This is a genomic window from Spirosoma pomorum (assembly GCF_054776615.1).
Genome location: NZ_BAAHBP010000001.1, coordinates 1,142,904 through 1,162,985 on the forward strand (window position 1 = coordinate 1,142,904; position 20,082 = coordinate 1,162,985).

Below are 20,082 nucleotides of genomic sequence, written 5' to 3' on the forward strand. Positions count from 1 at the left end.
CGCCCGGCTCAGGAGTCGGGCGTTGTTGATATGACGTCTATCACAGTTGTTGGACAACCAGTTTCCGCCAACGGACTTTGATACCACCGCCGTCGTGAATCTGTAGAGCAATCGAGCCGTCGGCCTGGCCAATCTTTTCGTCGTGCATATCGACCATTGGCTTACCATTAAGAAACGTCTGCACATGATCGCCTTCCACCCGAATACGCATGGTGTTCCACTCACCCGGTTTCAGGATTGATTCTTTTTCATCCGGAATTTTTTCCAGCCAGCCCCGACCGTACGATTCGTAAATTCCTCCCGTATCGTGATTCGGTGGTGCTACTTCAACCTGCCAGCCGTTGACCTTAGTGCCTTCGATACTGGAGCGAAAAAACACACCGCTGTTTCCATTAGCTTCCTGCTTGAATTGAAGCGACAAATCGAAGTTTTTGTACGGCTGCTCAGTAGCCAGGTAGCCATACTGTTTGTCCGGTCCGCTCTCGCAGACAAGATCGCCGTTGTCAACGTACCACTTCTCAGTACCGTACACCTTCCAGCCGGTCAGATCTTTACCATTGAACAGCGTGACTTTAACTTTTTTCGTTTGAGCAGCCGTCAGTAACAGAATCAGCGCAGCAGCTACAATCAGTAAACGATTCATGCAGGGGTTGTTTTTAGTGTTAACGATTCTTCATCACGATACAAACGGGCGCTGGTACGGCAACTGTCTGCCCCGAGTAAGTCAGCTTACCCGTTTTTACGTTCCGACGAAACAGGACAATATTATCAGAATTCTGGTTAGCCGCAAACAGAAACTCGCCTTTGGGATCGATCATGAAATTTCGGGGGTCTTTTCCCATTGTCGGCTGATTACCAACTTTAGTCAGCATACCTGCCTGATCAATGGCAAATATAGCCAGTGCATTTTCGCCCCGGTTCGATTGATAAAGAAACCGACCCGTCGGATCAACGTGGATATCGGCGCTGGTATTTTGGCCGTCAAACCCGTCAGATAACGTCTTGATACCATCCTGTAACAGACTCAGTTCATCGGTAGCGGTATTTCGACGGAACACCGCTACCGTCGAAGTCAGCTCCTCCGCTACGTAGGCGAATTGTCCGTTTGGATGAAAGGTAAGGTGGCGAGGTCCTGAACCAGGCTTGACCGCCACAAAAGGCAACTTGGCGGGCTTGACAGTAGCCGTCAGGGCATTAACCCGCAACTGGTTGATCTGATCCGTACCCAGATCTGAAACGTAAACTGTTTTGTTGCTGGGTGAAAGAATGGCGGAGTGAACGTGTGGTTTTTCCTGACGCTGTTTATTTGGCCCGCTGCCAGCGCTGATTACGCTATCGCTGGCAGCAGCGAGTTTACCGTCGTTCATGATGGGCAGTACGGTTAGGCTCCCTCCGCCGTAGTTAGAAACAAAGGCTGTTTTTCCGGTTCTGTCAACGCTGATATGACAAGGCCCTCCCCGTAATGAAGACTGTGTATTCAGAAACGTTAGCTTACCCGTTCCAGCATCGACCGCGTAGGCACTCACGGCACCCGCTTTATTCGGACCACTTTCATTGGCTTCGTTTACCGAATACAGATACTTGCCGGAAGGGTGTAGTGCCAGGAACGACGGGCTTTTCGAATTGCCCACCGTCTGTATCTGCTGCATTGAACCTGTCTTCCGATTGAACTCGTACACGTAAATTCCTTCGCTACCGCGAACGGAGTAAGTTCCAACGTAAATAATTTCTTTCTGTGCCAGTGCACTTAGGCAGCTCGTTATGCTTAGCAGGCAAAGCAGCAAAAATCGGTTCATAGGACAAGAGTGTTATAAAAATAAACCCGACTCCGGTAAAGGTAGTCGGGTTTGTAGTTGGTTTACTAGATGTAATCGACAAAACGATTACATGTTGATGGCCCGGTTATCAGTAGCTGCCAGGCAGGCTTCTTTGAACGCTTCTGTATAGGTCGGGTGCGCGTGCGACATACGCGATACGTCCTCTGCCGATGCCCGGAATTCCATAGCAACAACAGCCTCGGCAATCATGTCAGCCGCCCGGGGGCCAATGATGTGAACGCCTAAAATCTCATCCGTTTCTTTGTGGGCAAGGACTTTCACCAAGCCATCGATATCCATACTAGCCCGGGCACGGCCTAAAGCTTTGAATGGGAACGAACCTGTTTTGTAGGGGATTCCCTGCTGTTTTACTTCTTCTTCGGTATAACCAACCGCTGATACTTCAGGCCAGGTATAAACGACGTTCGGGATCAAACGGTAGTGAATATGTGGTTTCTGACCGACAATAGTTTCGGCGATGAACGTGCCTTCCTCTTCGGCTTTGTGAGCCAGCATCGCTCCACGAATAACGTCGCCAAGCGCGTAGATGTGTGGTACGCTGGTACGCAGGTTGTCATCCACTTCTAGTTTACCCCGGCTATCGGCGGTCAAACCAGCAGCCTCCAGATTCAATCCATCGGTGTAAGGACGACGACCAACCGATACCAGGCAGTAATCACCCGTTAGAGTAATCTGTTTGCCATCGGGAGTATCGATGCTTACCTCTACCTCTTCTCCTTTGTTTTCTACTTTGGTAACCTTGTGGTTGAAATAGAAATCCGCGCCCAGTTTTTTGACGGCTTTCTGAAGTTCTTTGCCCATCGTTTTATCCATCGTTGGAATCATCGAATCTGCAAACTCTACAAACGACACTTTACCACCCAATCGAGCGTATACCGAACCTAATTCCGCACCAATTACACCCGCGCCAATGATGATCAGGTGTTTAGGTACTTCGCTTAACGCCAGTGCTTCCGTAGAGGTAATGATTCGTTTCTTATCAATCGGCATCGATGGGAACGACAGTGGTTTCGAACCCGTAGCAATTACGATGTTCTTTCCCTTGATTGTCTGCTCTGAGCCGTCTTCTTTAGTGATCTTAATCGTGTGTGGATCGACGAACGAGCCAACGCCGTGCAGTTCGTCAATCTTATTTTTCTTCATCAGGAAAGCAATCCCTTTGGTCGTCTGATCAACAACGGTCTGTTTCCGGGCGATCATCTTGCCAAGATCAACCTGCAGGTCGTTCAAGCTGATACCGTGATCAGCAAACGTGTGAGCTGCGTTATAATAATGCTCTGAGGAGTCTAGTAGCGCCTTCGACGGTATACAGCCAACGTTCAGACACGTACCACCCAGAGCTGGATATTTCTCAATAATGGCGGTTTTTAGACCAAGCTGCGCACAACGTACGGCTCCGGTATAGCCGCCAGGTCCTGAACCAATGATAATTACGTCGTATTCCATAAAGATGATTAATAGCTATAATAGAAAGCAATGTGGCTGCAAATTTGGTTCAGAATTTCATTACCCAAACCGATTTCCCAAAAATCGTGTTGCAGAACATAAGAGCCCTTCGTCCAGGGTCTATTTCGCGGTTCTTTGTTATGCGTTTTTTGTATCGTTTCTGCTTTTTACTTTTCCCTGTCATTGCTGGTTGCGACAATCCCGTTCAGCAGAACCTACCCAATGTTTATTATGATGTAGCAGGTTTTGTACAAAATCAAACGAAAGCATTAACCGCAGCTAAACCACTGGTGAATAAGTCCGTGCAAATCAACGACAACAAAAGTCAACACCAGACTCGTAATATTAACTGGTCGCGCGAACTAGAGTTGTTTATGCAGGCTGATATCAACAAACCCGCTCTACGCAATAGCTACCAGATTACTCGCCCGGACTCTACCACATATAAATACACGCTCAAGCCAACCGAAGAGCGGTTGACCGTCCGTTCGTTGCTGGTGCGTTTGGATGCTCAGACCCGACAACCCAAACAGATCGAAGCAGTATTGGCAACGAGCAATCCATTATACACGTCGGAGCGACGGATCATGCTGGAAGGGAAACCTGCAAATAGTACCACTTGGTCAATTCATCATTACAAACTGACTGGTTTTCAGCAGTTGCCCTTTTTTGACAAAAGTACCTTCTTCGTCGAAGGCAACCTGTAAAACCAGATTTGCCTTTACTACGTACTTATTAAGTAACCAGCCTGCATCATTCGCTAAGAATTGTCCCGCTCGTTAAAAAAGCAGGCAGCTTGGTACAAACGTATCAGTATGAGGTCTATTTCCTGCCTATTATTGTCGCAACATCAATAATAGGATTATCTAATGTTAGGGCTATTTTTAAACCTTATGCAGTGAGGCAGACTCTATAACGTACGTTTCTTTACTCAATCCTATTTTTTCTACTAATAAGCTTTTTTTATTGCACAAATCAGCTTATTATTGTCTAACGGATAATTAGGCTTAGTTTTTGCGGCACAAGTCAACAAATAGTAAATTATTTACGCTAACCTGTTGCAGTTTAGCGAATAATCTTTTTATTTTATGATTCGCAATACGGTCTACCAACAAAAACACTTTAAATAATACACTATCGAAACACTGCTCTACGTTACCTAATTGTCTTACTGAAAATGGAAAAAGCCCAGGTAAACGACAGTGAGTTGATTTCCCTGTATATCCGTGGTAATGAGAAAGCCTTTGCTAAACTAGTGCATCGGCACAAATCGAAGATTTACACAACCATTTACCTGATCGTCAAGGATCAATATGTGGCAGAAGATTTAATGCAGGACACGTTCATCAAGGCCGTGGACACCATTAAATCAGGTAGATACAACGAGGAAGGCAAATTCTTACCCTGGATTATCCGAATTGCTCACAACTTGGCCATTGACTATTTCCGAAAAGATAAACGCTATCCCAATGTAGTGTTTGAGGACGGAAGCAGTGTGTTTAATACGCTTGAGTTCGCCGAAGATTCGATAGAATCGCAGCAAATTCGCCAGGAAACACACGAGCATTTGCGCGAGTTGATTCAGCGATTGCCAGAGCAACAGCGGCAAGTGCTTATTATGCGGCATTACGAGGAAATGAGTTTCCAAGAAATTGCCGATGCGACCGGTGTTAGTATCAACACAGCCTTGGGACGTATGCGTTATGCGTTGATTAATCTGCGCAAACAACTGAGCAAACGTTCGCCAAGTTATGATAAAAACATTTACCCAAAATGATGTAATCCGGTACGTCTACGAAGAGACCTCTTCCGAGGAAAATCTGCTCATCGAAGACGCAATGATGACTGAGCCGGATCTGATGACTTTCTTCCTGGAAGCGCTTGAAATGAAAGCGCTGATGGATAAGATTGAACGGCAGCCCCGTCAGAATACGGTTCAGACAATTCTGAACTACTCCAAACACCATCCGGCTAACCCACCTATTCGGCTTCGTCAATCGTAGTCTGACCGGTGGGTTTTGTCATGTAAGCGCAGGTCAATGATCTGCGCTGTAGCTTTGCTATGCAGAAAAAAGAACGCTTTCGGCTGTTCATCGAGTATTTTACCCAGAATTTTCCCGAACCTCAGACTGAGCTCAATTTTGGTAACCCATACGAGTTGCTGGTTGCGGTTATTTTGTCAGCTCAGTGTACGGATAAGCGAATCAATCAGGTTACACCGGCGCTTTTTACCCGATTCCCAGAACCGGAATCGCTGGCTGCGGCATCGGTTGATGAAGTGTTCTCTTACATTCGTAGCGTGTCGTACCCGAACAACAAGGCGAAGCACCTGGTTGGGATGGCTAAGATGTTACTGGAGAGATTTGGAGGAGAGGTGCCAGCTACGGTCGAAGAATTACAACTCATGCCGGGTGTTGGCCGGAAGACAGCCAACGTAATTTTATCGGTAGTCTACAACCAGCCTACTATGGCGGTGGATACACACGTTTTCCGGGTATCACACCGACTAGGCCTGGCTCCGTTGACTACCACCACGCCCCTGGCCGTCGAAAAAGCCCTGATGGCTCACATACCAAAGGTGTATGTACCAAAAGCTCATCACTGGCTAATTCTGCATGGGCGTTACGTTTGTCTGGCACGTAACCCCAAGTGTAATGAATGTGATTTACGAAGCTTCTGTAAATATTACGAAAAGCTTACCGCTCAAGTAGCCTAATAAGAATAGTATAAGCCCGGCCTTTAAGTCCGGGCTTATGTGCCTTAGTACTGCTCAGTGGTTGCGAAGAAGAAATTACTCTCAATTTCAGCGTTCTCATCGGAATCCGATCCATGAATCGCATTAGCTTCCATCGATTTGGCGTACAATTTCCGGATTGTTCCTTCTTCAGCCTGTGCTGGGTTGGTTGCTCCTATGAGTTTCCGAAAGTCAGCAACGGCATTCTCCTTTTCCAGAATCATCGGTACGATTGGGCCTGAAGCCATGTACGTACGCAGGTCATTGTAGAAAGGCCGTTCCCGGTGCACGGCATAAAACTGGCCGGACCGTTCGGTGGTTAACTGCGTCTTTTTGATAGCGACGATCCGGAAACCGGCTTCTTCAATCTGTTTGATAATAGCTCCTGTATGTCCAGCCTCGACAGCGTCGGGCTTAATCATAGTGAATGTTCGATTCGTTGCCATCTTGAGTTAGCGTACTGTCTTTATTCGTTTAATAGTTTGGTTGATTAGCGCAATTATGCTTGGCCCGGCGCTAGACGGTCTTAGTCAAACCTGCTGACTCCTGCTTACTTGGTTGTTGTACTAGTCAGGTCGCGTCAAATATACTCATTCAGTACGAAAAGCTACAGGTACGATCTGGCCCGCAAATACGCAAATTATTCGTACTTTTGATCTTTGATTTTGGCTTCGGCCGTATTAGTATGCAAGACATTGACGCGATTGGCGCGCTAATTGGCCAACCGCCGGGTAGCTCCGCGCAAACCGTCCTGATTACCACGCACCAGAATCCAGACGCTGATGCTATGGGGTCTTCCCTGGGTCTGGCGGGTTATCTTCGAAAAAAAGGTCATCGGGTAACGGTCGTTACGCCCACTGACTATCCTCAGAATCTTTACTGGATGTCGGGTAACAGTGAGGTCGTTGTGTTTGAGGAGAAAATACGGGCGTCCGTTAATCAATTGATGGACGAAACAGACCTTATCTTCTGTCTCGACTTTTCAGCCCTGGATCGGATTAAAGAGCTTGGCGCGATGGTCCGTCAGTCCCGCGCCCGTAAAGTCCTTATCGATCATCATCTCGAACCAGAATCGTTTGCTGACGCAGCCTTGTGGGATCCGACGGCAGCTTCGACAACCGAGCTCATTTTTCGGTTGATCGTCGAGTTGGGCGACAAAGAGTTAATCGACGTTCCAATCGCGGAATGTCTGTACGCCGGTCTAATGACCGATACGGGCTCTTTTCGGCACTCCAATACGACCGGTAACGTACACCGTATGGCCGCCGAACTGGTCGATCTGAAAATTGATGTTAGCAGTATCCATCGCCGGATTTTTGACAATGTCTCAATCGATAAGTTTCGGCTGTTAGGCTACGTATTGAACAACAAACTCAAAGTACTACCAGAGTATAAGTTTGCTTACATCACCCTGACTGATGCCGAATTAAAACAGTACCGGTCCAAAACCGGCGACACGGAAGGAATGGTCAATTACGCGCTAGCCGTTGATGGCGTCGTTATGGCGGCTATTCTCATCGACCGGATGGAAGAAATTCGCATCTCATTTCGTTCTATTGGTGACTTCTCCGTTCGGGATTTATCCAGTAAGCATTTCAATGGTGGTGGTCACCGCAATGCGGCTGGTGGACGCTCCAGCTTGTCGTTGGAAGAAACGGAGCAAAAGCTACTGTCCATTTTACCCCAATATCAGCAACAGTTACTCGCTACGGTATAATCTGTTTGCTGCTTTTACCGGCTTATACCAAATAACGAGTTGGCCATCGTTTAATTCTAACTTAGTATCTAACCACTAATCTCTCATGTCTTTCAAACATCTCGGGCAAGCCGTTCTGATTATCGCTATAGCAGCGGCCTGCGGCAAGAACCGCGTTCAGGTAACGGAAAATGGCCTGAAGTACCAAATTCACGAACAAAGCGACAACGAACGTAAGGGTAAAGTTGGTGACATCCTGACGATGCACCTGACGTTACTGAACAACAAAGATTCGGTTTTACGTGATACGCACAAAGAAGGTGCTCCCTTCCAGATGCTGTTGCAGGTACCCCCTTTCAAAGGTTCTTACGAAGAAGGACTGACCATGCTGAGTAAAGGCGATAGCGCTACGTTTTACGTTAGTGCTGATTCGCTATTTACCCGGGCTATGCAACCATTACCTCCAGGAGTTGAAAAAGGCTCGGACATTGGTATTGCCGTTAAGGTGATGAACATTCAAACCGAAGACGAATACAAAAAAGCCCAGGCTGCTGACTTTGAGAAACAAAAGACAGTTGACGCCAAGATCATCGATGATTACGTGGCAAAAAATGGTCTGACTGGTAAAGGTCAGAAAAGTCCGTCGGGTCTGTATTTCATTACGACACAACCCGGTAGCGGACCAACACCGAAAGCGGGAGATGGCGTATTGGTTCATTATACGGGTAAATTACTGAACGGTAAAGTATTTGATAGCTCACTGACCAATCCTCAATCAGGGGGCAAACCTGTTCAGCTGCAAATTGGCGTTGGCATGGTTATTCCTGGCTGGGACGAAGGTGTCATGAAAATGCACAAAGGCGAAAAAGCAACGTTGATCATTCCATCAACGATGGCTTACGGTCCCCGTGGTAACCAGGGTATCGCCCCAAACTCAGTATTGACTTTTGATATTGAGCTGGTTGACATTCAGAAAGGCCAGCAGGGTCAGGGCCAGATGGGTATGCCGCAGCCACAACCAGGGCGTTAAGCCAATCCTGGTTCCGGAAAAATTTCTCAGTCACAAGAGCCGTTTTGGAGTTTATACTCTGAAACGGCTTTTTTGTGCGTATGGAACTATGCTTTGCTACTAATAATCAACACAAACTCGACGAAGTAGCTGCCCAACTGGGAGATGCCTTCACATTAAAAACGTTACGTGACATCGGCTGTACGGATGAGTTACCCGAAACCTCGGGTACCATTCCCGGAAACTCGCGTCAGAAAGCCGAATACGTTTGGACCCATTTTGGTGAGTCCTGTTTTGCCGATGATTCAGGTCTGGAAGTTGAAGCGCTCAACGGCGAGCCGGGCGTTGACAGTGCATTCTACTCAGGAAGCCGCGATGCTGCGCTAAATATTCAGAAACTTCTCAGCAATCTGGCGGATAAGCCCAGCCGTAAAGCTCGATTTATTACGGTATTTACGCTACTTCTCCACGGCGTTGAACACCAGTTTGAAGGCATTGTCGAAGGAGAAATTATAGATGCTCCACAAGGAACGGGCGGCTTCGGCTATGACCCGGTTTTCCGGCCAGAGGGGTACGACAAAACCTTTGCGCAGATGAGCAGTGACGAGAAGAATGCTATCAGCCACCGGGCTAAGGCCCTGAAAAAAATGATAGTCTACTTGCAGGAGCAAGTAAATTAAAGAAAAAAGCCCCCGCTGTGCAGCGGGGGCTTTTTTCTTTGAACGTGACTCGGTCTTAATAGAATTTAGCCCGGCGATCTTCCACTTTCGCGTTCTCTTTGATAGCTTCGTTGATGTAGAAGCTGGTGCGTGAAGCACCGTTCTGCTGAAGCTGCGTTTTGTATACTGAGTAATCAGCAATGCCCGGCGCTGGTGTAATGCTGGTCGTTTCCATAACCAAGACACCGCTTTCACCTACAAATGGTTTCGAGCGTTTACCTGCTTTCTGACCAAAAGCTCTACCCAGAGCATTTGGGTCGACGCCCGCGCTACGCAGGAAGCCAGTTGCCAGGTTTACGTCTTCAACCGTTTCTACCAGAGCCCCTGCACCATATTTTTGGGCAATTGCTTCCAGCGATCCACTAGTGTTACCCAGTTTACTGATGATCTGCTCGCCTTTCAATTTGTTACGAACTTTGGCGGTCAGCTCAGAGCGGTAGTCGTCAACTTTTACGTCGTCTTCGTCCGTTTTGTTGGTCAGCACAGCAATAACATACTGATCGCCTAATTCAAAAGGCTCTGATACGTCACCAACATCCGTCTTATTATCAAATGCCCACCGGACTACCGAACGAGCGTCGCTTAACGCGTTGATCTGATTAGCATTTTCGGGAATTCGTTCGGCGGTTGCCACAACGAGGGACTTATCTTCCTTCACTTTAGCGTCAAACTCTTCTTTCGTGTTGGCTTCCGATGCGAACTGATCCGCTTTCCGCAACGCTTCGTCACGCGTGGTCTGGCTTGGGTTAATCGTTTTACCGATACCCGCAATCCGATACAGCGTGTTCGTCTTAGGCTGGGTTACGTTGATGATGTGGTAACCAAAATCCGTTTCAATGATGCGAGGAATTAAACCAGCCGAAGTAGCGCTGAACACAGCTGTTTCGAAAGGCTTCACCATCTGGCCGTTATTTTTGAAGTAACCAAGATCGCCACCGATTGACCGCGAACCATCGTCACTATTCTGCTGAGCCAGTGCGGCAAAGTCAGCCCCGCCCTGAATCTGACGAAGAATGTCTTCAGCCCGACGACGCGCGCTTGCTTTGGCCGAATCACCCTGTGCACGCTGAGTGCTGATCAGGATGTGGCTAGCCCGAGCGGTGAAGCTCGTATCTTTCTTGGTGCCGCCGTACTTGTAAATGAAGTACGTATTACCCTCACGGAACGGCCCATAAATACCACCTGGTGCGAAGGTTGGGATAGCCGCCCGCAGTTGTTCGGGCATCTCGCCTGCTGTCAGGTAAAGCGGTACACGGACGTCACTGTTTTGCTGCGCAAAGGTCGAATCATTTTTGGCAGCACCCAGTCCGCGAGCCAGCGATTTGATGTCGTTATACAACGACGAGCTGTCTTCTTTTGACGGAGCAATGGAGAACGTAACGTACTGAATTGTCCGGCTGTTTACACCAGGATATTCATCTTTATGCTGGTTCAGGTAGTCCTGTAATTGCGAGTCGGTCACCTTAATCGCTGTGTCGTTTACCGCGTAAAACGGAACGTACAGGAATTTGACATTCGCTTTTGTGTTCTGAGCCTGATATTCTTTCTGTGCTTCAGCGGTAGTCGCAAAAATCGACATCCGCATTAGACCTTCATACTTTTCGCGAAGACGATCAGAGCTTAAGTTCTGTTCAAAACTAGCCCAGGCAGCCTGCTGCTGTGGTGGCAGATTTTTCAGACCTTTCAGGTAATTGATAATAGTCGATTTATCGAACACGCCCGTTTCAGGGTTCGTAAATGCCTGCCGAACAGAGGGGCTGATGTTGTTCCCCTGTACCATGTCCACCAGCTCTTCTGGCGACACTTTCAGCCCTAGTTTATCGAACTGCTTCTGATAGGCAATTTCAAAAATGAACTGGTTCCAGGCTTGCTCACGAATCTGAGCCAGATCCTGCTCTGCGGGAGCCCGGCCTGCCTGTTGTTCAAATTGCGCCCGCAGTTGATCTACTTTCGCATTAAACTCCGGGTAATCAATGGATTGGCCGGCAATCTCGCCAACCTCCTGCTGGTTTCCGCCGAACAGCGTACTACGGCCGCCGAGCAAATCACCACCCACGATGAACAGAAGCAAGCTGACGGCGATAATGCCTACGGCTAACCCTGAACGTTCTCTGATCTTGTTAATGACAGACATTTCGCTTTTACGTACAATTTAGCCCGCAAAATAACAATTTACTTGGCTGGAATACAAGCGAAACTTATCCGAATAACGATACAAAATTGGCTTTTTTGTGGGTAAGACTAGTTGTCCGTCAACTGATTGGCGATTTCAGTAAATAATTCGCCTTCCGCCCCTACTACACCAAAGCGGGCAAACAATTCTTCGGCATACCAATTTCGTTGTCGTGTCAGGCGAACAACTTCCTTGTGCCCGCTCTGCCGATACGCATACTGCTCTACAGCAGCCGGGTTTCGCCAGACGCTAATCGTGCACTGTTGTACTATGGGAACTTCTCCGACGCCGATTCCAAACAGAAGTTGGTCGCGGTGTTCCTGCAACCGTTGACGAGCCTGCGGAACGTGACGCCAGAAGTCGGGCAGAGCGCGGGTTCGTATGGTTGCGCGAGTTAACACGGCGACAGGGGCGTCACTATCTACGGGCACCAGAGAACTGGTATCAACCTCAAACGGGTTCTGACCACTCCATTGACCGTGCGATCTCTGGGGTTTCAGGTACAACGTACTTACCGACTCAGTGTCGTTTTGCAGCTGCTTGAATAAGCGGGACTGTTTAAACTGGTGAGCTTTGTCTAAATCAGGCCAGGTTCCTAGGAAAACATAGGTCGACCAGTCGGGCATTAAACCGAAGTTCTGACCACTTCCCATGAGTTTACCGAATTGTAGGGCTGGCACTGTCATCGGCTGGCGTAGCCACCGCCCCATATTGGCAAAAGCCCGAAAACGAGCCCCTGTTCTGTAGCGGAATACGGTTACGGTTACAATGCTCATTTAATTCAGTAAACGAAAAAATCTATACTATGGCTAGTCAGCTGGATTACGTTTTCGAACGTTACTAACGAATAGTCAACAAAAATGGGGAGAAGTGACCACACTTAATACACAAGCGCCGACCCCAAGTTGAGGTCGGCGCTTGTCATTTTTTATGTTTGAAAACTAACAGCAACTAGTTATTGTCTAGCTTGTCACCTGCTCTGTCAAAAGCATCGCCAATATTACGGCCTGCCTTCTTAAAACCAGCTTTGATATCTTTCCAGGCGGCAGCTGATGCGTTTTGTGCTTTATCAATGTCGTTACCCAACTCTTTGCGATCCTGCTCTAGCTCGGCTAACTCTTCCTTAGATTCAGCTTTTGCTTTTGCTCCCTGACGCTTTATATCAGCCTGTAAATCATCGATTTTAGCGTCTAACTTGTCTTTTTGTTCTCTCATTTTGGAGACGGCTTCTTTACGTTCCCGCTCGAAATCCTCGCCAGCCTCGTCTGCTTTAGCTTCAGCTTTATCACCTGCTTCTCTCAGATCTTCACGTGCCTCGGCCGTTGCATCTTTGGTATCGGCCTTAATTGCGTCACCAGTTTGCTCCATGGCATCTTCTGTACGTGACTCATTCTTATTGTCCGAGCCACAGGCTTGTAACAGTGCCAGTGAAGCAACCAGCATCATCGTACCACCAAAATTCCGAAGTTGTCCCAGCACGAGTTGTGTCTTTTTCATAGCGTTTAATCTTTTGTGTAGTTAGTTCTGCCTATTCATTGGCAAACGCTGTGCCAAGCGCCAAGAAAATCCACTCGTATCACTGCTTCCATTTGATAGCGCAGCCAATTGGTTTGGTTATTGGTGACTGAACAGGATGACCAGCTAACAAACTGGTGACAGCTTCGTCGACGTAGTGGCGCTGTATCTCGGACTGGTCCTGTGGGTTATCGTCAATTGCCCCTGTATACTCCAGAATAAACTTCCCGTTTACCAAATTCAGCACGAATACTTGCGGAGTACGACTTGCCCCGAAGGCTCGGGCCACAGTCTGGGTGTCATCCCACAAATAAGGGAAGCTATAATTTTTCACCCGAGCCCGCTCCCGCATCTGCTCAAACGTATCATCAGCGTAAGCTGCCGGATCAGTAGACATAATAGCGACAATAGAGAAGCCCTGTTGCGAAAATTTCTGGTTTAGAGCCAGAAGTCGCTCTTCGTAGGCGTTGGAAAAAGGACAGTGGTTACTCGTAAAAACAATGATTACGCCCCGTTGATTTCGAAAATCGCCGAGTGCAACAGATTTACCATCTACGTTTTTCAGGCGAAAGTCGGCTATTACATCGCCAAGAGTATAGCCCTGACGAATTTGTGCTTGACTATCTAGATTAGCCACGGTACAAATAACTGCTAGAAGACTGCTCAGTAGATAATTCATGCGCTTTAACACTCTGCTCTTCGTAAGGGATTTTAGTGTTTAGACAACATAAGTGGCAAAATGATTAATTCCAGAGCAAGTCTTCCTGAACGGGATTCAACGAACGATCACTTTCTGCGTACGTTTTTGTCCGTCAGGTGCTGTCAATTCAAGAATATATAACCCTGGTTGGAGCGATTGTGCGGGCACAAAATCAGCGCTTTCACCTGCTCGCTCCAGACTTCCTTCAATAAGTTGACCGGTGTGAGTGAGCAAACGAATTTGAGCTCCCTCAGCATTCCAGATCTGCGCATGGATACGATCAGAACTCGTCGGCATCGGATATACGAATAGCCCTGGTTCTTCCGGTCGAACAATAGCCGCGACGGGTTTGTAAGAATGTGCTGTTCCGTCGAAGTCTATCTGCGTTAATCGATAATAGTTGGCGCCGGGCAGCGGATGAGTATCGATCAAGCCATAGTTCTGTCGGACAGTGGTTGTTCCTTTGGCTGCTACCTCACCAACCAAAACGTATTCTGTCAGATCACGGCTACGCTCGACAATAAAGCGATCGGCATCCTGCTCCGACGTCGTACTCCAGGCTAGCTGCACCTGATTGGCTTCGGGTTTAGCCGTGAATGAAAGCAGTGATACGGGCAACGTGCCGCTTATATCGCGCATGATGATGCGCCCGATTTGCAGAACACCAACACCATTACTAAACCGAAACTTAAAATTATTAATTGCCTGACCAGGAGTAGTGACTGCCTGATCGTTGAATACCTTCGTTGTTCCCACCCATATGTCATACGTATCATCAGGCAGAGTTTCCAAAACGCCTGTTGGCGCGACATACTTGAAATTACTAGTGCCAGTATTGTTCATGGCAAACGTAATTGTTTGGCGGCCGCTAAACGAAGCGCTGTTGCTAGCAGACCCCTGACCTGGCATATTTCTAATCGAGAATTCTCCCGATTTTACTTCTGACAAGTTGAATCCTACTCGCGCGTACATTTCGCTGATGAGCGGGTTTTGCGGGCCGCTGTTGAAACCACTTCCAATGTACAGTATTACGGAACTAGTCGAACTGACAGATATGTCATTTGAAAGCACCTCAAAGCTAAACTGAACGTGCAGGGAGGTAGGTGTACTAGCAAAATTTGACGAACGGGCTATGTGACCCGTGTTAGCATCCGTTGGCCGGCTGAACTGGACAGCGTTATTCGTAATGGTAGCGCTCAAACCGGCTAGCCCATTGACCTGCGTATTATTGGGTGAGCTGCTAACGTAAGAGGCAGGAGTCCCTCCTGCTGAAAAGTTTTGTTCGAAGTACGTGGTCTGAGCGGATAGACGAGCACTGATAGCTAAAAGACCTAGTGAGGCCGTCAACAAACGGTTAAACATGAATAGTGTGCGTTACGGTGTAAAATCCGGCGCAAACTATTCATTTATACCTACTTAAGCGACTGTTTAGTAAATAAAAGTACCCGTTTTTGTCTCTATAGTTACTCGCTTACCTTCGTAGGCTTCGACATGGCCAATGACCTGAGCGTCAATTCCAAACGAGCTGGCGATCTCAATAACGCGCTGTGCGTGCGCTTCTGACAGGTATACTTCCAGCCGGTGGCCCATATTGAAAACTTTATACATCTCCTGCCAGCTTGTACCACTTTGTTCCTGTATTAGTTGAAACAGAGGTGGAACTGGGAATAGATTGTCTTTGATGACATGTACATTATCCACAAAGTGAAGCACTTTTGTTTGTGCCCCGCCCGAACAATGAACCATGCCATGGATTTGCTCCCGTAACTCTTCCAATAATACCTTCGCAACAGGAGCATAGGTGCGGGTTGGCGAGAGGATAAGCTGCCCGACGTTTAGACCAGTCGATTCAACCAAGTCAGTCAGTGATTTAGAGCCGCTGTATATTAACGATTTATCAACAGCTGGGTCAAAACTTTCGGGATAGTTATCGGCCAAGTAATGTCCTAATACATCATGACGGGCGGATGTCAGGCCGTTACTGCCCATTCCGCCGTTGTACTGGTTCTCGTAGGTTGCCTGTCCAAAGGAAGCCAGACCAACGATCACATCGCCCGCCTGAATCTGATCATTACTAATTACCTGGTCACGTCGCATTCGGGCGATGACCGTACTGTCAACAATAATGGTACGTACCAGATCTCCCACGTCAGCGGTTTCGCCACCGGTGCTGTAAATGTCAACGCCGTGGTCACGCAACAGCTGCAATACCTCTTCGGTACCGCTAACAATTTCGGAGATTACCTCCCCTGGAATCAGATTCTTGTTCCGACCGATAGTCGACGACAGTAGCATTGGCCCGGTAGCGCCTACGCAAATCAAATCGTCGGTATTCATGACAACCGCATCTTGAGCGATACCACGCCACACGCTTAAATCACCCGTTTCACGCCAGTATAGATACGCTAATGACGATTTTGTTCCGGCCCCATCGGCGTGCATAATCGTACAGAAATCAGGATCACCAGCGAGCGTATCTGGTACGATTTTGCAGAAAGCTTTTGGAAACAGCCCCTTATCAAGTTGAGCAATGGCGTTGTGAACGTCTTCTTTACTGGCGGAAACTCCGCGCTGGGCATAACGGTCAGTCATGGGGCAAAGGTAAAGAAAAGGAGGAAGGGGAGGAAAGGGACGAGAGGGAGGAAAGGAAAAATGGTAGTACGTACTAAAAAAGCTAGCCTCAAAACTCCTTTCCTCCTCCCCTTCCTGCCTAATAATTGATTCCCACTTCGGCGCGGACCTGATCTAATAAAGTCATCAGGTTTAGGCTATCCGTCAGGGACCAGAGCGGGCTTTCGGTCAAACCACTAGCTAGGCAATCCATAACGTGCTTCGCTTCAAAATCATATCCGAAACTTGAGCGGTCAAACGTGAGCGTTTCGGGCACTTCGCCAATTCGTTCGAGTGTCAGACTAGTGCTCTCGTGCCAGCGACCATGAACTTTGATAAGTCCTTCAGTACCGTACACATAAGCTTCACAGGGTGTTTTGGTACGTAACGTACTATCCAGCACGGCAATTTCTCCATCCGCATAGGTCACCACCATACCAATTTGTTCATCGACGCCGGTCGATCCGAACGTAGCGGTTGCCTTGATCGACTGCGGCATTCCCAGCATAAAATACGACCAGAACAGCGGGTAGATACCGATGTCGAGCAACGCTCCACCGCCTAGTTTCTTGTCAAACAAACGTCCCTCAGGGTTGAACATGGCTTTGAAACCGAAATCAGCACGAACACCTGTTACCTCCCCAATGGCACCCGCTTCAACCCATTCGCGTGCTTTTTGTACCGTAGGCATAAAACGGCTCCAGAGGGCTTCCATCAGAAACAACTGCTTCGAACGCGCGGTATCAACCATCTCCCGCACCTGCGTCAAGTCCATTGCAAAAGGCTTTTCGCCCAATACGGCTTTCCCTCCGTTCAGCAGCATGATTGCGTCGTCGTGATGCCGAATATGACGCGTAGCGACGTAAACGACGTCCAGTTCGGGTAGAGTCAGTAGATCTGCATAATGTCCAAAAGCGTGAGGAATATCATACTCCCGGGCGAACTCATCGGCTCGCTGCTGATCGGAAGATGCAACAGCATACAGTTTAGCATCTGGTACTGTTAGTAAGTCTTTTGCGAATTTATGGGCGATGTGTCCCGGCCCTAGAATACCCCAGCGAATCATAAGCAACACATAAGTTGAGAGACGATAAACAGCCTAAATTACCGGGCTGAACGGCAGTCAAATCTATAGTTTTTTCCTAAGTTGCGTCCTTACCATCCTGTTTGCTAGTGAAAAAATACCGGTCCCTACTCATCTCGTTATGTTTTCTTTTCACCTTCGTACCCGTCTTTGGTCAGATTGTCGAACAGCCAGATCCGCTACGGCCTTCAACGAAAGAGCCGGTGCTAACTGACTCGATTAAAGTCAATAAAGATTCAACCCGAGCCCGGCAGATTGCCGATTCTATTGCCGCAAAGAAGCCTGTTCAGCCGGAGCGGATTCGTACGGTACGATACCGGTTTGCCGCCGACGGTACTGTAACAAGTGGTAATGTCAACCGGACTTTACTGCAACTGGCCGGGAGTACAGATTACGAACTCAGTAACTACTTTAAGATTTCTAGTAATCCCTCGTTTGTGTACGGTGAGCAAAGCAGGGTGCTGGCTGAGCGAGAGTGGTTCGGCGATTTTCGAACAACGTATCGGTATGCTAACCGACTCTACTACTTAGCATTTGGGTCTTTCGAACGGAGCAACCTTCGGCAAATAGATCGACGCTGGACCGTTGCTGGTGGAGTAGGCTACAAGCTGATCGACCGAAAACAGATATATATCTCGCTGACGAACGTACTGGTACAAGAGTTTACTGATTTTGTTGAGTTAAATGATATCAACATCATCCGAAACTCAGCCAGGCTTTACGGTGAATACACTTTCGGGGCCGACCGATTTAAGGTGACGCACACGGCATTTTATCAACCTGCTCTTGGTCAGTATAACGTCCGATGGAATGCTAGTGTCAGTCTACAGATCAAGCTGACAACACTTATCAGCTTACGCTCAACAATGGCCAATGCCTATGAGAGTCTGGTCGTACCAGGCCGCCTGAATAACGATCTTCGGTTTACTATTGGGCTTGTCTACGAGAAAAAGTAGAAACAAGAAGGGGAGAAAGGAAAAAGAAAAGAATACCATCACTCTTTTACTTGTTCCTCTCTCCCCTTCTTATTACTTCTCCTTCTATTTCTTGTCCGGATACGGAATGATCAGCTTTTCTCCCCGGGTGGCGATGTCTTTACTTTTCTTATTGGCTCGCATTAACGCTTCTTTGCTAACGCCGTACTTCTGAGCCACCACGCGCAGCACATCGCCGGGACCTACTGTGTGTACTGCCATAACTTTTACGTTCAGCTTCGTTACACCAGCCTTTACGTCTGACTCCGATACGCCTGGATTAAGTGCCTTCAGGGTGCTGAGTTTCATGTTGTACCGATTGGCAACACCGTAGAAAGTTTCACCCGTACCAACAGTATACGGGCGAGTTACCCCACCGGCTTTGATAGCCACTTTCTCAATAGGTCGTTCCACCTTTTTTTCTTCTTTCGGCGTACTAACGTCCGGCTTCTCAGCTTTCTTCTCTACCTTAAGTGGTTCAGCCTTAGCTACTGATTCTTTCTTTTCTTCCTTAGGTGTTCCGGCACTCGATTCCTTCGAAACGGTTTTTTCGGGCGACGTTGGTTTACCGGTTGTTTCCCGATTCGCAGCAGCAACGTCTTCGGCTGTTGCATCCGCTACCGGAACGTCCGCTGGCGGCTCTGCCTGGGACAAATCTACGGGAGCGGGTTGCGAGGACGTATCGGCTTCCTGGGGGGCCATTAACATCTCCGGGTCGTCCTGTACCATCGCCTGCTGCGTAGTGGTGTCGAGAGCCACATTCGTCAGTTCGTCAGAGCCGTTTGTGTCATCGGAGATGTAATCATACCCCACGTACAGCAGCGCAACGATAATCCCAACTAAAACGACAAGAGTCAGGGCGGGCAGGCTGGAGTTATTATCGGGGCGCGAGTTTGTTGTTTCTTTATCCGTTTCCATAGTATGTTGTTGTCCGCTTAGGGAGTCATCAGCTGACGACTCATATCGGCTACTTTCTCTTTCAATTCCTCTTTGAAAATAGCCAGGTTTTGCGCTACTCGCTCATCAAACGCGCCAACCATTTGTGCTGCCAGTATCCCCGCGTTACGGGCACCGTCAAGCGCCATCGTTGCCACAGGAACTCCCGCAGGCATTTGTAGAATCGATAGGACGGAGTCCCAGCCATCAATCGAATTGCTAGACTTGACAGGAACGCCAATTACGGGCAACGTAGTGAGCGAGGCTACCATACCAGGCAGATGAGCAGCGCCACCGGCGCCGGCAATAATAACTTTGAGCCCTCGGTCACGGGCTGATTTTGCGTAGTCGACCATTTTTTCGGGCGTTCGATGCGCCGATACAATGTCCATTTCCCAGGCGACCCCGAGCGTGGTCAGAACGCTGGCCGCTTCCTGCATAACCTTGCGGTCGGACAGGCTACCCATGATAATACCGATCATTCAGAAAATAATGTAATTGACTATCTGCGAAGTAACGTAAGATTGACGGACTTTCCCCGGTCAATCTTCTTTTTTTTGTTACCGGGCTTACTTCCCTATTTTCGACTAGTTTGATCGCTTTGGGTTTAATCGATTATGCCACGTCTTTTTTAGATTACGTGCTAAT

21 protein-coding genes are annotated in these 20,082 nt (G+C 48.1%); 8 read left to right on the top strand and 13 right to left on the bottom strand.

Annotation, left to right across the window (positions count from 1 at the left end; all coding sequences use genetic code 11):
- Positions 1 to 40: 40 nt before the first annotated feature.
- The 3 genes from ACYVAD_RS04720 to lpdA form a co-directional block, all read right to left on the bottom strand.
- The gene (locus tag ACYVAD_RS04720; RefSeq protein ID WP_461138303.1) at positions 41 to 643 is read right to left on the bottom strand and encodes a 3-keto-disaccharide hydrolase; all 603 of its coding nucleotides are present in this window, start codon (positions 641 to 643) and stop codon (positions 41 to 43) included.
- Between the two features lie 19 nt (positions 644 to 662).
- A complete protein-coding gene (locus ACYVAD_RS04725; protein ID WP_461138304.1) occupies positions 663 to 1,796 on the bottom strand; it encodes a lactonase family protein in 1,134 nt (377 codons plus the stop codon).
- An 87-nt stretch (positions 1,797 to 1,883) separates the two neighbouring features.
- Positions 1,884 to 3,284, bottom strand: coding sequence for a dihydrolipoyl dehydrogenase (lpdA, locus tag ACYVAD_RS04730; protein WP_461138305.1), 1,401 nt, complete (start codon positions 3,282 to 3,284; stop codon positions 1,884 to 1,886).
- 140 nt (positions 3,285 to 3,424) lie between these two features.
- Between lpdA and ACYVAD_RS04735 the strand changes: the two genes are divergently transcribed.
- From ACYVAD_RS04735 to nth, 4 genes are all read left to right on the top strand, one after another.
- The gene (locus ACYVAD_RS04735; RefSeq protein ID WP_461138306.1) at positions 3,425 to 3,991 is read left to right on the top strand and encodes a hypothetical protein; all 567 of its coding nucleotides are present in this window, start codon (positions 3,425 to 3,427) and stop codon (positions 3,989 to 3,991) included.
- A gap of 470 nt (positions 3,992 to 4,461) precedes the next feature.
- The gene (locus ACYVAD_RS04740) at positions 4,462 to 5,061 is read left to right on the top strand and encodes an RNA polymerase sigma factor (RefSeq protein ID WP_461138307.1); all 600 of its coding nucleotides are present in this window, start codon (positions 4,462 to 4,464) and stop codon (positions 5,059 to 5,061) included.
- Complete coding sequence (locus ACYVAD_RS04745; RefSeq protein WP_461138308.1) at positions 5,036 to 5,287, top strand: hypothetical protein; 252 nt, start codon at positions 5,036 to 5,038, stop codon at positions 5,285 to 5,287. The genes ACYVAD_RS04740 and ACYVAD_RS04745 overlap by 26 nt, the downstream gene beginning before the upstream one ends.
- 59 nt (positions 5,288 to 5,346) lie before the next feature.
- Complete coding sequence (gene nth, locus ACYVAD_RS04750) at positions 5,347 to 6,000, top strand: endonuclease III (protein WP_461138309.1); 654 nt, start codon at positions 5,347 to 5,349, stop codon at positions 5,998 to 6,000.
- Between the two features lie 44 nt (positions 6,001 to 6,044).
- Here nth and ACYVAD_RS04755 read toward each other — a convergent pair whose 3' ends face one another.
- The gene (locus tag ACYVAD_RS04755) at positions 6,045 to 6,464 is read right to left on the bottom strand and encodes a nucleoside-diphosphate kinase (RefSeq protein WP_461138310.1); all 420 of its coding nucleotides are present in this window, start codon (positions 6,462 to 6,464) and stop codon (positions 6,045 to 6,047) included.
- A gap of 239 nt (positions 6,465 to 6,703) precedes the next feature.
- Here ACYVAD_RS04755 and ACYVAD_RS04760 point away from each other — a divergent pair, with 239 nt between their 5' ends.
- The 3 genes from ACYVAD_RS04760 (at position 6,704) to rdgB (ending at position 9,403) form a co-directional block, all read left to right on the top strand.
- On the top strand, positions 6,704 to 7,735 hold the full coding sequence (locus ACYVAD_RS04760) for a DHH family phosphoesterase (protein WP_461138311.1): 1,032 nt from the start codon (positions 6,704 to 6,706) through the stop codon (positions 7,733 to 7,735).
- Between the two features lie 85 nt (positions 7,736 to 7,820).
- Positions 7,821 to 8,744, top strand: a complete 924-nt coding sequence (locus tag ACYVAD_RS04765) for an FKBP-type peptidyl-prolyl cis-trans isomerase (protein ID WP_461138312.1) — start codon at positions 7,821 to 7,823, stop codon at positions 8,742 to 8,744.
- Positions 8,745 to 8,824: 80 nt separating this feature from the next.
- Positions 8,825 to 9,403, top strand: a complete 579-nt coding sequence (gene rdgB, locus ACYVAD_RS04770; RefSeq protein WP_461138313.1) for an RdgB/HAM1 family non-canonical purine NTP pyrophosphatase — start codon at positions 8,825 to 8,827, stop codon at positions 9,401 to 9,403.
- 55 nt (positions 9,404 to 9,458) lie between these two features.
- On the opposite strand, the gene ACYVAD_RS04775 is transcribed toward rdgB, so the two are convergent.
- The 7 genes from ACYVAD_RS04775 to ACYVAD_RS04805 form a co-directional block, all read right to left on the bottom strand.
- Positions 9,459 to 11,576, bottom strand: coding sequence for a peptidylprolyl isomerase (locus ACYVAD_RS04775; protein ID WP_461138314.1), 2,118 nt, complete (start codon positions 11,574 to 11,576; stop codon positions 9,459 to 9,461).
- 107 nt (positions 11,577 to 11,683) lie between these two features.
- Positions 11,684 to 12,391, bottom strand: coding sequence for a DUF3291 domain-containing protein (locus ACYVAD_RS04780; protein WP_461138315.1), 708 nt, complete (start codon positions 12,389 to 12,391; stop codon positions 11,684 to 11,686).
- Between the two features lie 175 nt (positions 12,392 to 12,566).
- On the bottom strand, positions 12,567 to 13,112 hold the full coding sequence (locus tag ACYVAD_RS04785) for a sll1863 family stress response protein (protein WP_461138316.1): 546 nt from the start codon (positions 13,110 to 13,112) through the stop codon (positions 12,567 to 12,569).
- 79 nt (positions 13,113 to 13,191) lie between these two features.
- Positions 13,192 to 13,767 carry a thioredoxin family protein gene (locus ACYVAD_RS04790; RefSeq protein ID WP_461138317.1) on the bottom strand — a complete coding sequence of 192 codons (576 nt, stop codon included), beginning with the start codon at positions 13,765 to 13,767 and terminating at the stop codon, positions 13,192 to 13,194.
- Positions 13,768 to 13,905: 138 nt separating this feature from the next.
- A complete protein-coding gene (locus ACYVAD_RS04795; protein WP_461138318.1) occupies positions 13,906 to 15,192 on the bottom strand; it encodes a T9SS type A sorting domain-containing protein in 1,287 nt (428 codons plus the stop codon).
- A 66-nt stretch (positions 15,193 to 15,258) separates the two neighbouring features.
- Positions 15,259 to 16,422: an AIR synthase-related protein gene (locus ACYVAD_RS04800; protein WP_461138319.1), complete on the bottom strand. Its 1,164-nt coding sequence runs from the start codon at positions 16,420 to 16,422 to the stop codon at positions 15,259 to 15,261.
- Between the two features lie 118 nt (positions 16,423 to 16,540).
- Positions 16,541 to 17,506: a Gfo/Idh/MocA family protein gene (locus ACYVAD_RS04805; protein ID WP_461138320.1), complete on the bottom strand. Its 966-nt coding sequence runs from the start codon at positions 17,504 to 17,506 to the stop codon at positions 16,541 to 16,543.
- A 107-nt stretch (positions 17,507 to 17,613) separates the two neighbouring features.
- Between ACYVAD_RS04805 and ACYVAD_RS04810 the strand changes: the two genes are divergently transcribed.
- Positions 17,614 to 18,480, top strand: a complete 867-nt coding sequence (locus ACYVAD_RS04810) for a DUF481 domain-containing protein (RefSeq protein ID WP_461138321.1) — start codon at positions 17,614 to 17,616, stop codon at positions 18,478 to 18,480.
- Between the two features lie 84 nt (positions 18,481 to 18,564).
- Here the strand turns inward: ACYVAD_RS04810 and ACYVAD_RS04815 are convergent, their stop codons facing one another.
- Positions 18,565 to 19,416 carry a LysM peptidoglycan-binding domain-containing protein gene (locus ACYVAD_RS04815; protein WP_461138322.1) on the bottom strand — a complete coding sequence of 284 codons (852 nt, stop codon included), beginning with the start codon at positions 19,414 to 19,416 and terminating at the stop codon, positions 18,565 to 18,567.
- Between the two features lie 17 nt (positions 19,417 to 19,433).
- Positions 19,434 to 19,916, bottom strand: coding sequence for a 5-(carboxyamino)imidazole ribonucleotide mutase (gene purE, locus ACYVAD_RS04820; RefSeq protein WP_461138323.1), 483 nt, complete (start codon positions 19,914 to 19,916; stop codon positions 19,434 to 19,436).
- Positions 19,917 to 20,082 lie beyond the last annotated feature (166 nt).

Excerpts from the sequence above, each read along its gene's own strand:
- ACYVAD_RS04720 (WP_461138303.1), bottom strand. The coding sequence starts at position 643 with ATGAATCGTTTACTGATTGTAGCTGCTGCGCTGATTCTGTTACTGACG.
- ACYVAD_RS04725 (WP_461138304.1), bottom strand. The coding sequence starts at position 1,796 with ATGAACCGATTTTTGCTGCTTTGCCTGCTAAGCATAACGAGCTGCCTA.
- lpdA (WP_461138305.1), bottom strand. The coding sequence starts at position 3,284 with ATGGAATACGACGTAATTATCATTGGTTCAGGACCTGGCGGCTATACC.
- ACYVAD_RS04735 (WP_461138306.1), top strand. The coding sequence starts at position 3,425 with ATGCGTTTTTTGTATCGTTTCTGCTTTTTACTTTTCCCTGTCATTGCT.
- ACYVAD_RS04740 (WP_461138307.1), top strand. The coding sequence starts at position 4,462 with ATGGAAAAAGCCCAGGTAAACGACAGTGAGTTGATTTCCCTGTATATC.
- ACYVAD_RS04745 (WP_461138308.1), top strand. The coding sequence starts at position 5,036 with ATGATAAAAACATTTACCCAAAATGATGTAATCCGGTACGTCTACGAA.
- nth (WP_461138309.1), top strand. The coding sequence starts at position 5,347 with ATGCAGAAAAAAGAACGCTTTCGGCTGTTCATCGAGTATTTTACCCAG.
- ACYVAD_RS04755 (WP_461138310.1), bottom strand. The coding sequence starts at position 6,464 with ATGGCAACGAATCGAACATTCACTATGATTAAGCCCGACGCTGTCGAG.
- ACYVAD_RS04760 (WP_461138311.1), top strand. The coding sequence starts at position 6,704 with ATGCAAGACATTGACGCGATTGGCGCGCTAATTGGCCAACCGCCGGGT.
- ACYVAD_RS04765 (WP_461138312.1), top strand. The coding sequence starts at position 7,821 with ATGTCTTTCAAACATCTCGGGCAAGCCGTTCTGATTATCGCTATAGCA.
- rdgB (WP_461138313.1), top strand. The coding sequence starts at position 8,825 with ATGGAACTATGCTTTGCTACTAATAATCAACACAAACTCGACGAAGTA.
- ACYVAD_RS04775 (WP_461138314.1), bottom strand. The coding sequence starts at position 11,576 with ATGTCTGTCATTAACAAGATCAGAGAACGTTCAGGGTTAGCCGTAGGC.
- ACYVAD_RS04780 (WP_461138315.1), bottom strand. The coding sequence starts at position 12,391 with ATGAGCATTGTAACCGTAACCGTATTCCGCTACAGAACAGGGGCTCGT.
- ACYVAD_RS04785 (WP_461138316.1), bottom strand. The coding sequence starts at position 13,112 with ATGAAAAAGACACAACTCGTGCTGGGACAACTTCGGAATTTTGGTGGT.
- ACYVAD_RS04795 (WP_461138318.1), bottom strand. The coding sequence starts at position 15,192 with ATGTTTAACCGTTTGTTGACGGCCTCACTAGGTCTTTTAGCTATCAGT.
- ACYVAD_RS04800 (WP_461138319.1), bottom strand. The coding sequence starts at position 16,422 with ATGACTGACCGTTATGCCCAGCGCGGAGTTTCCGCCAGTAAAGAAGAC.
- ACYVAD_RS04805 (WP_461138320.1), bottom strand. The coding sequence starts at position 17,506 with ATGATTCGCTGGGGTATTCTAGGGCCGGGACACATCGCCCATAAATTC.
- ACYVAD_RS04815 (WP_461138322.1), bottom strand. The coding sequence starts at position 19,416 with ATGGAAACGGATAAAGAAACAACAAACTCGCGCCCCGATAATAACTCC.
- purE (WP_461138323.1), bottom strand. The coding sequence starts at position 19,916 with ATGATCGGTATTATCATGGGTAGCCTGTCCGACCGCAAGGTTATGCAG.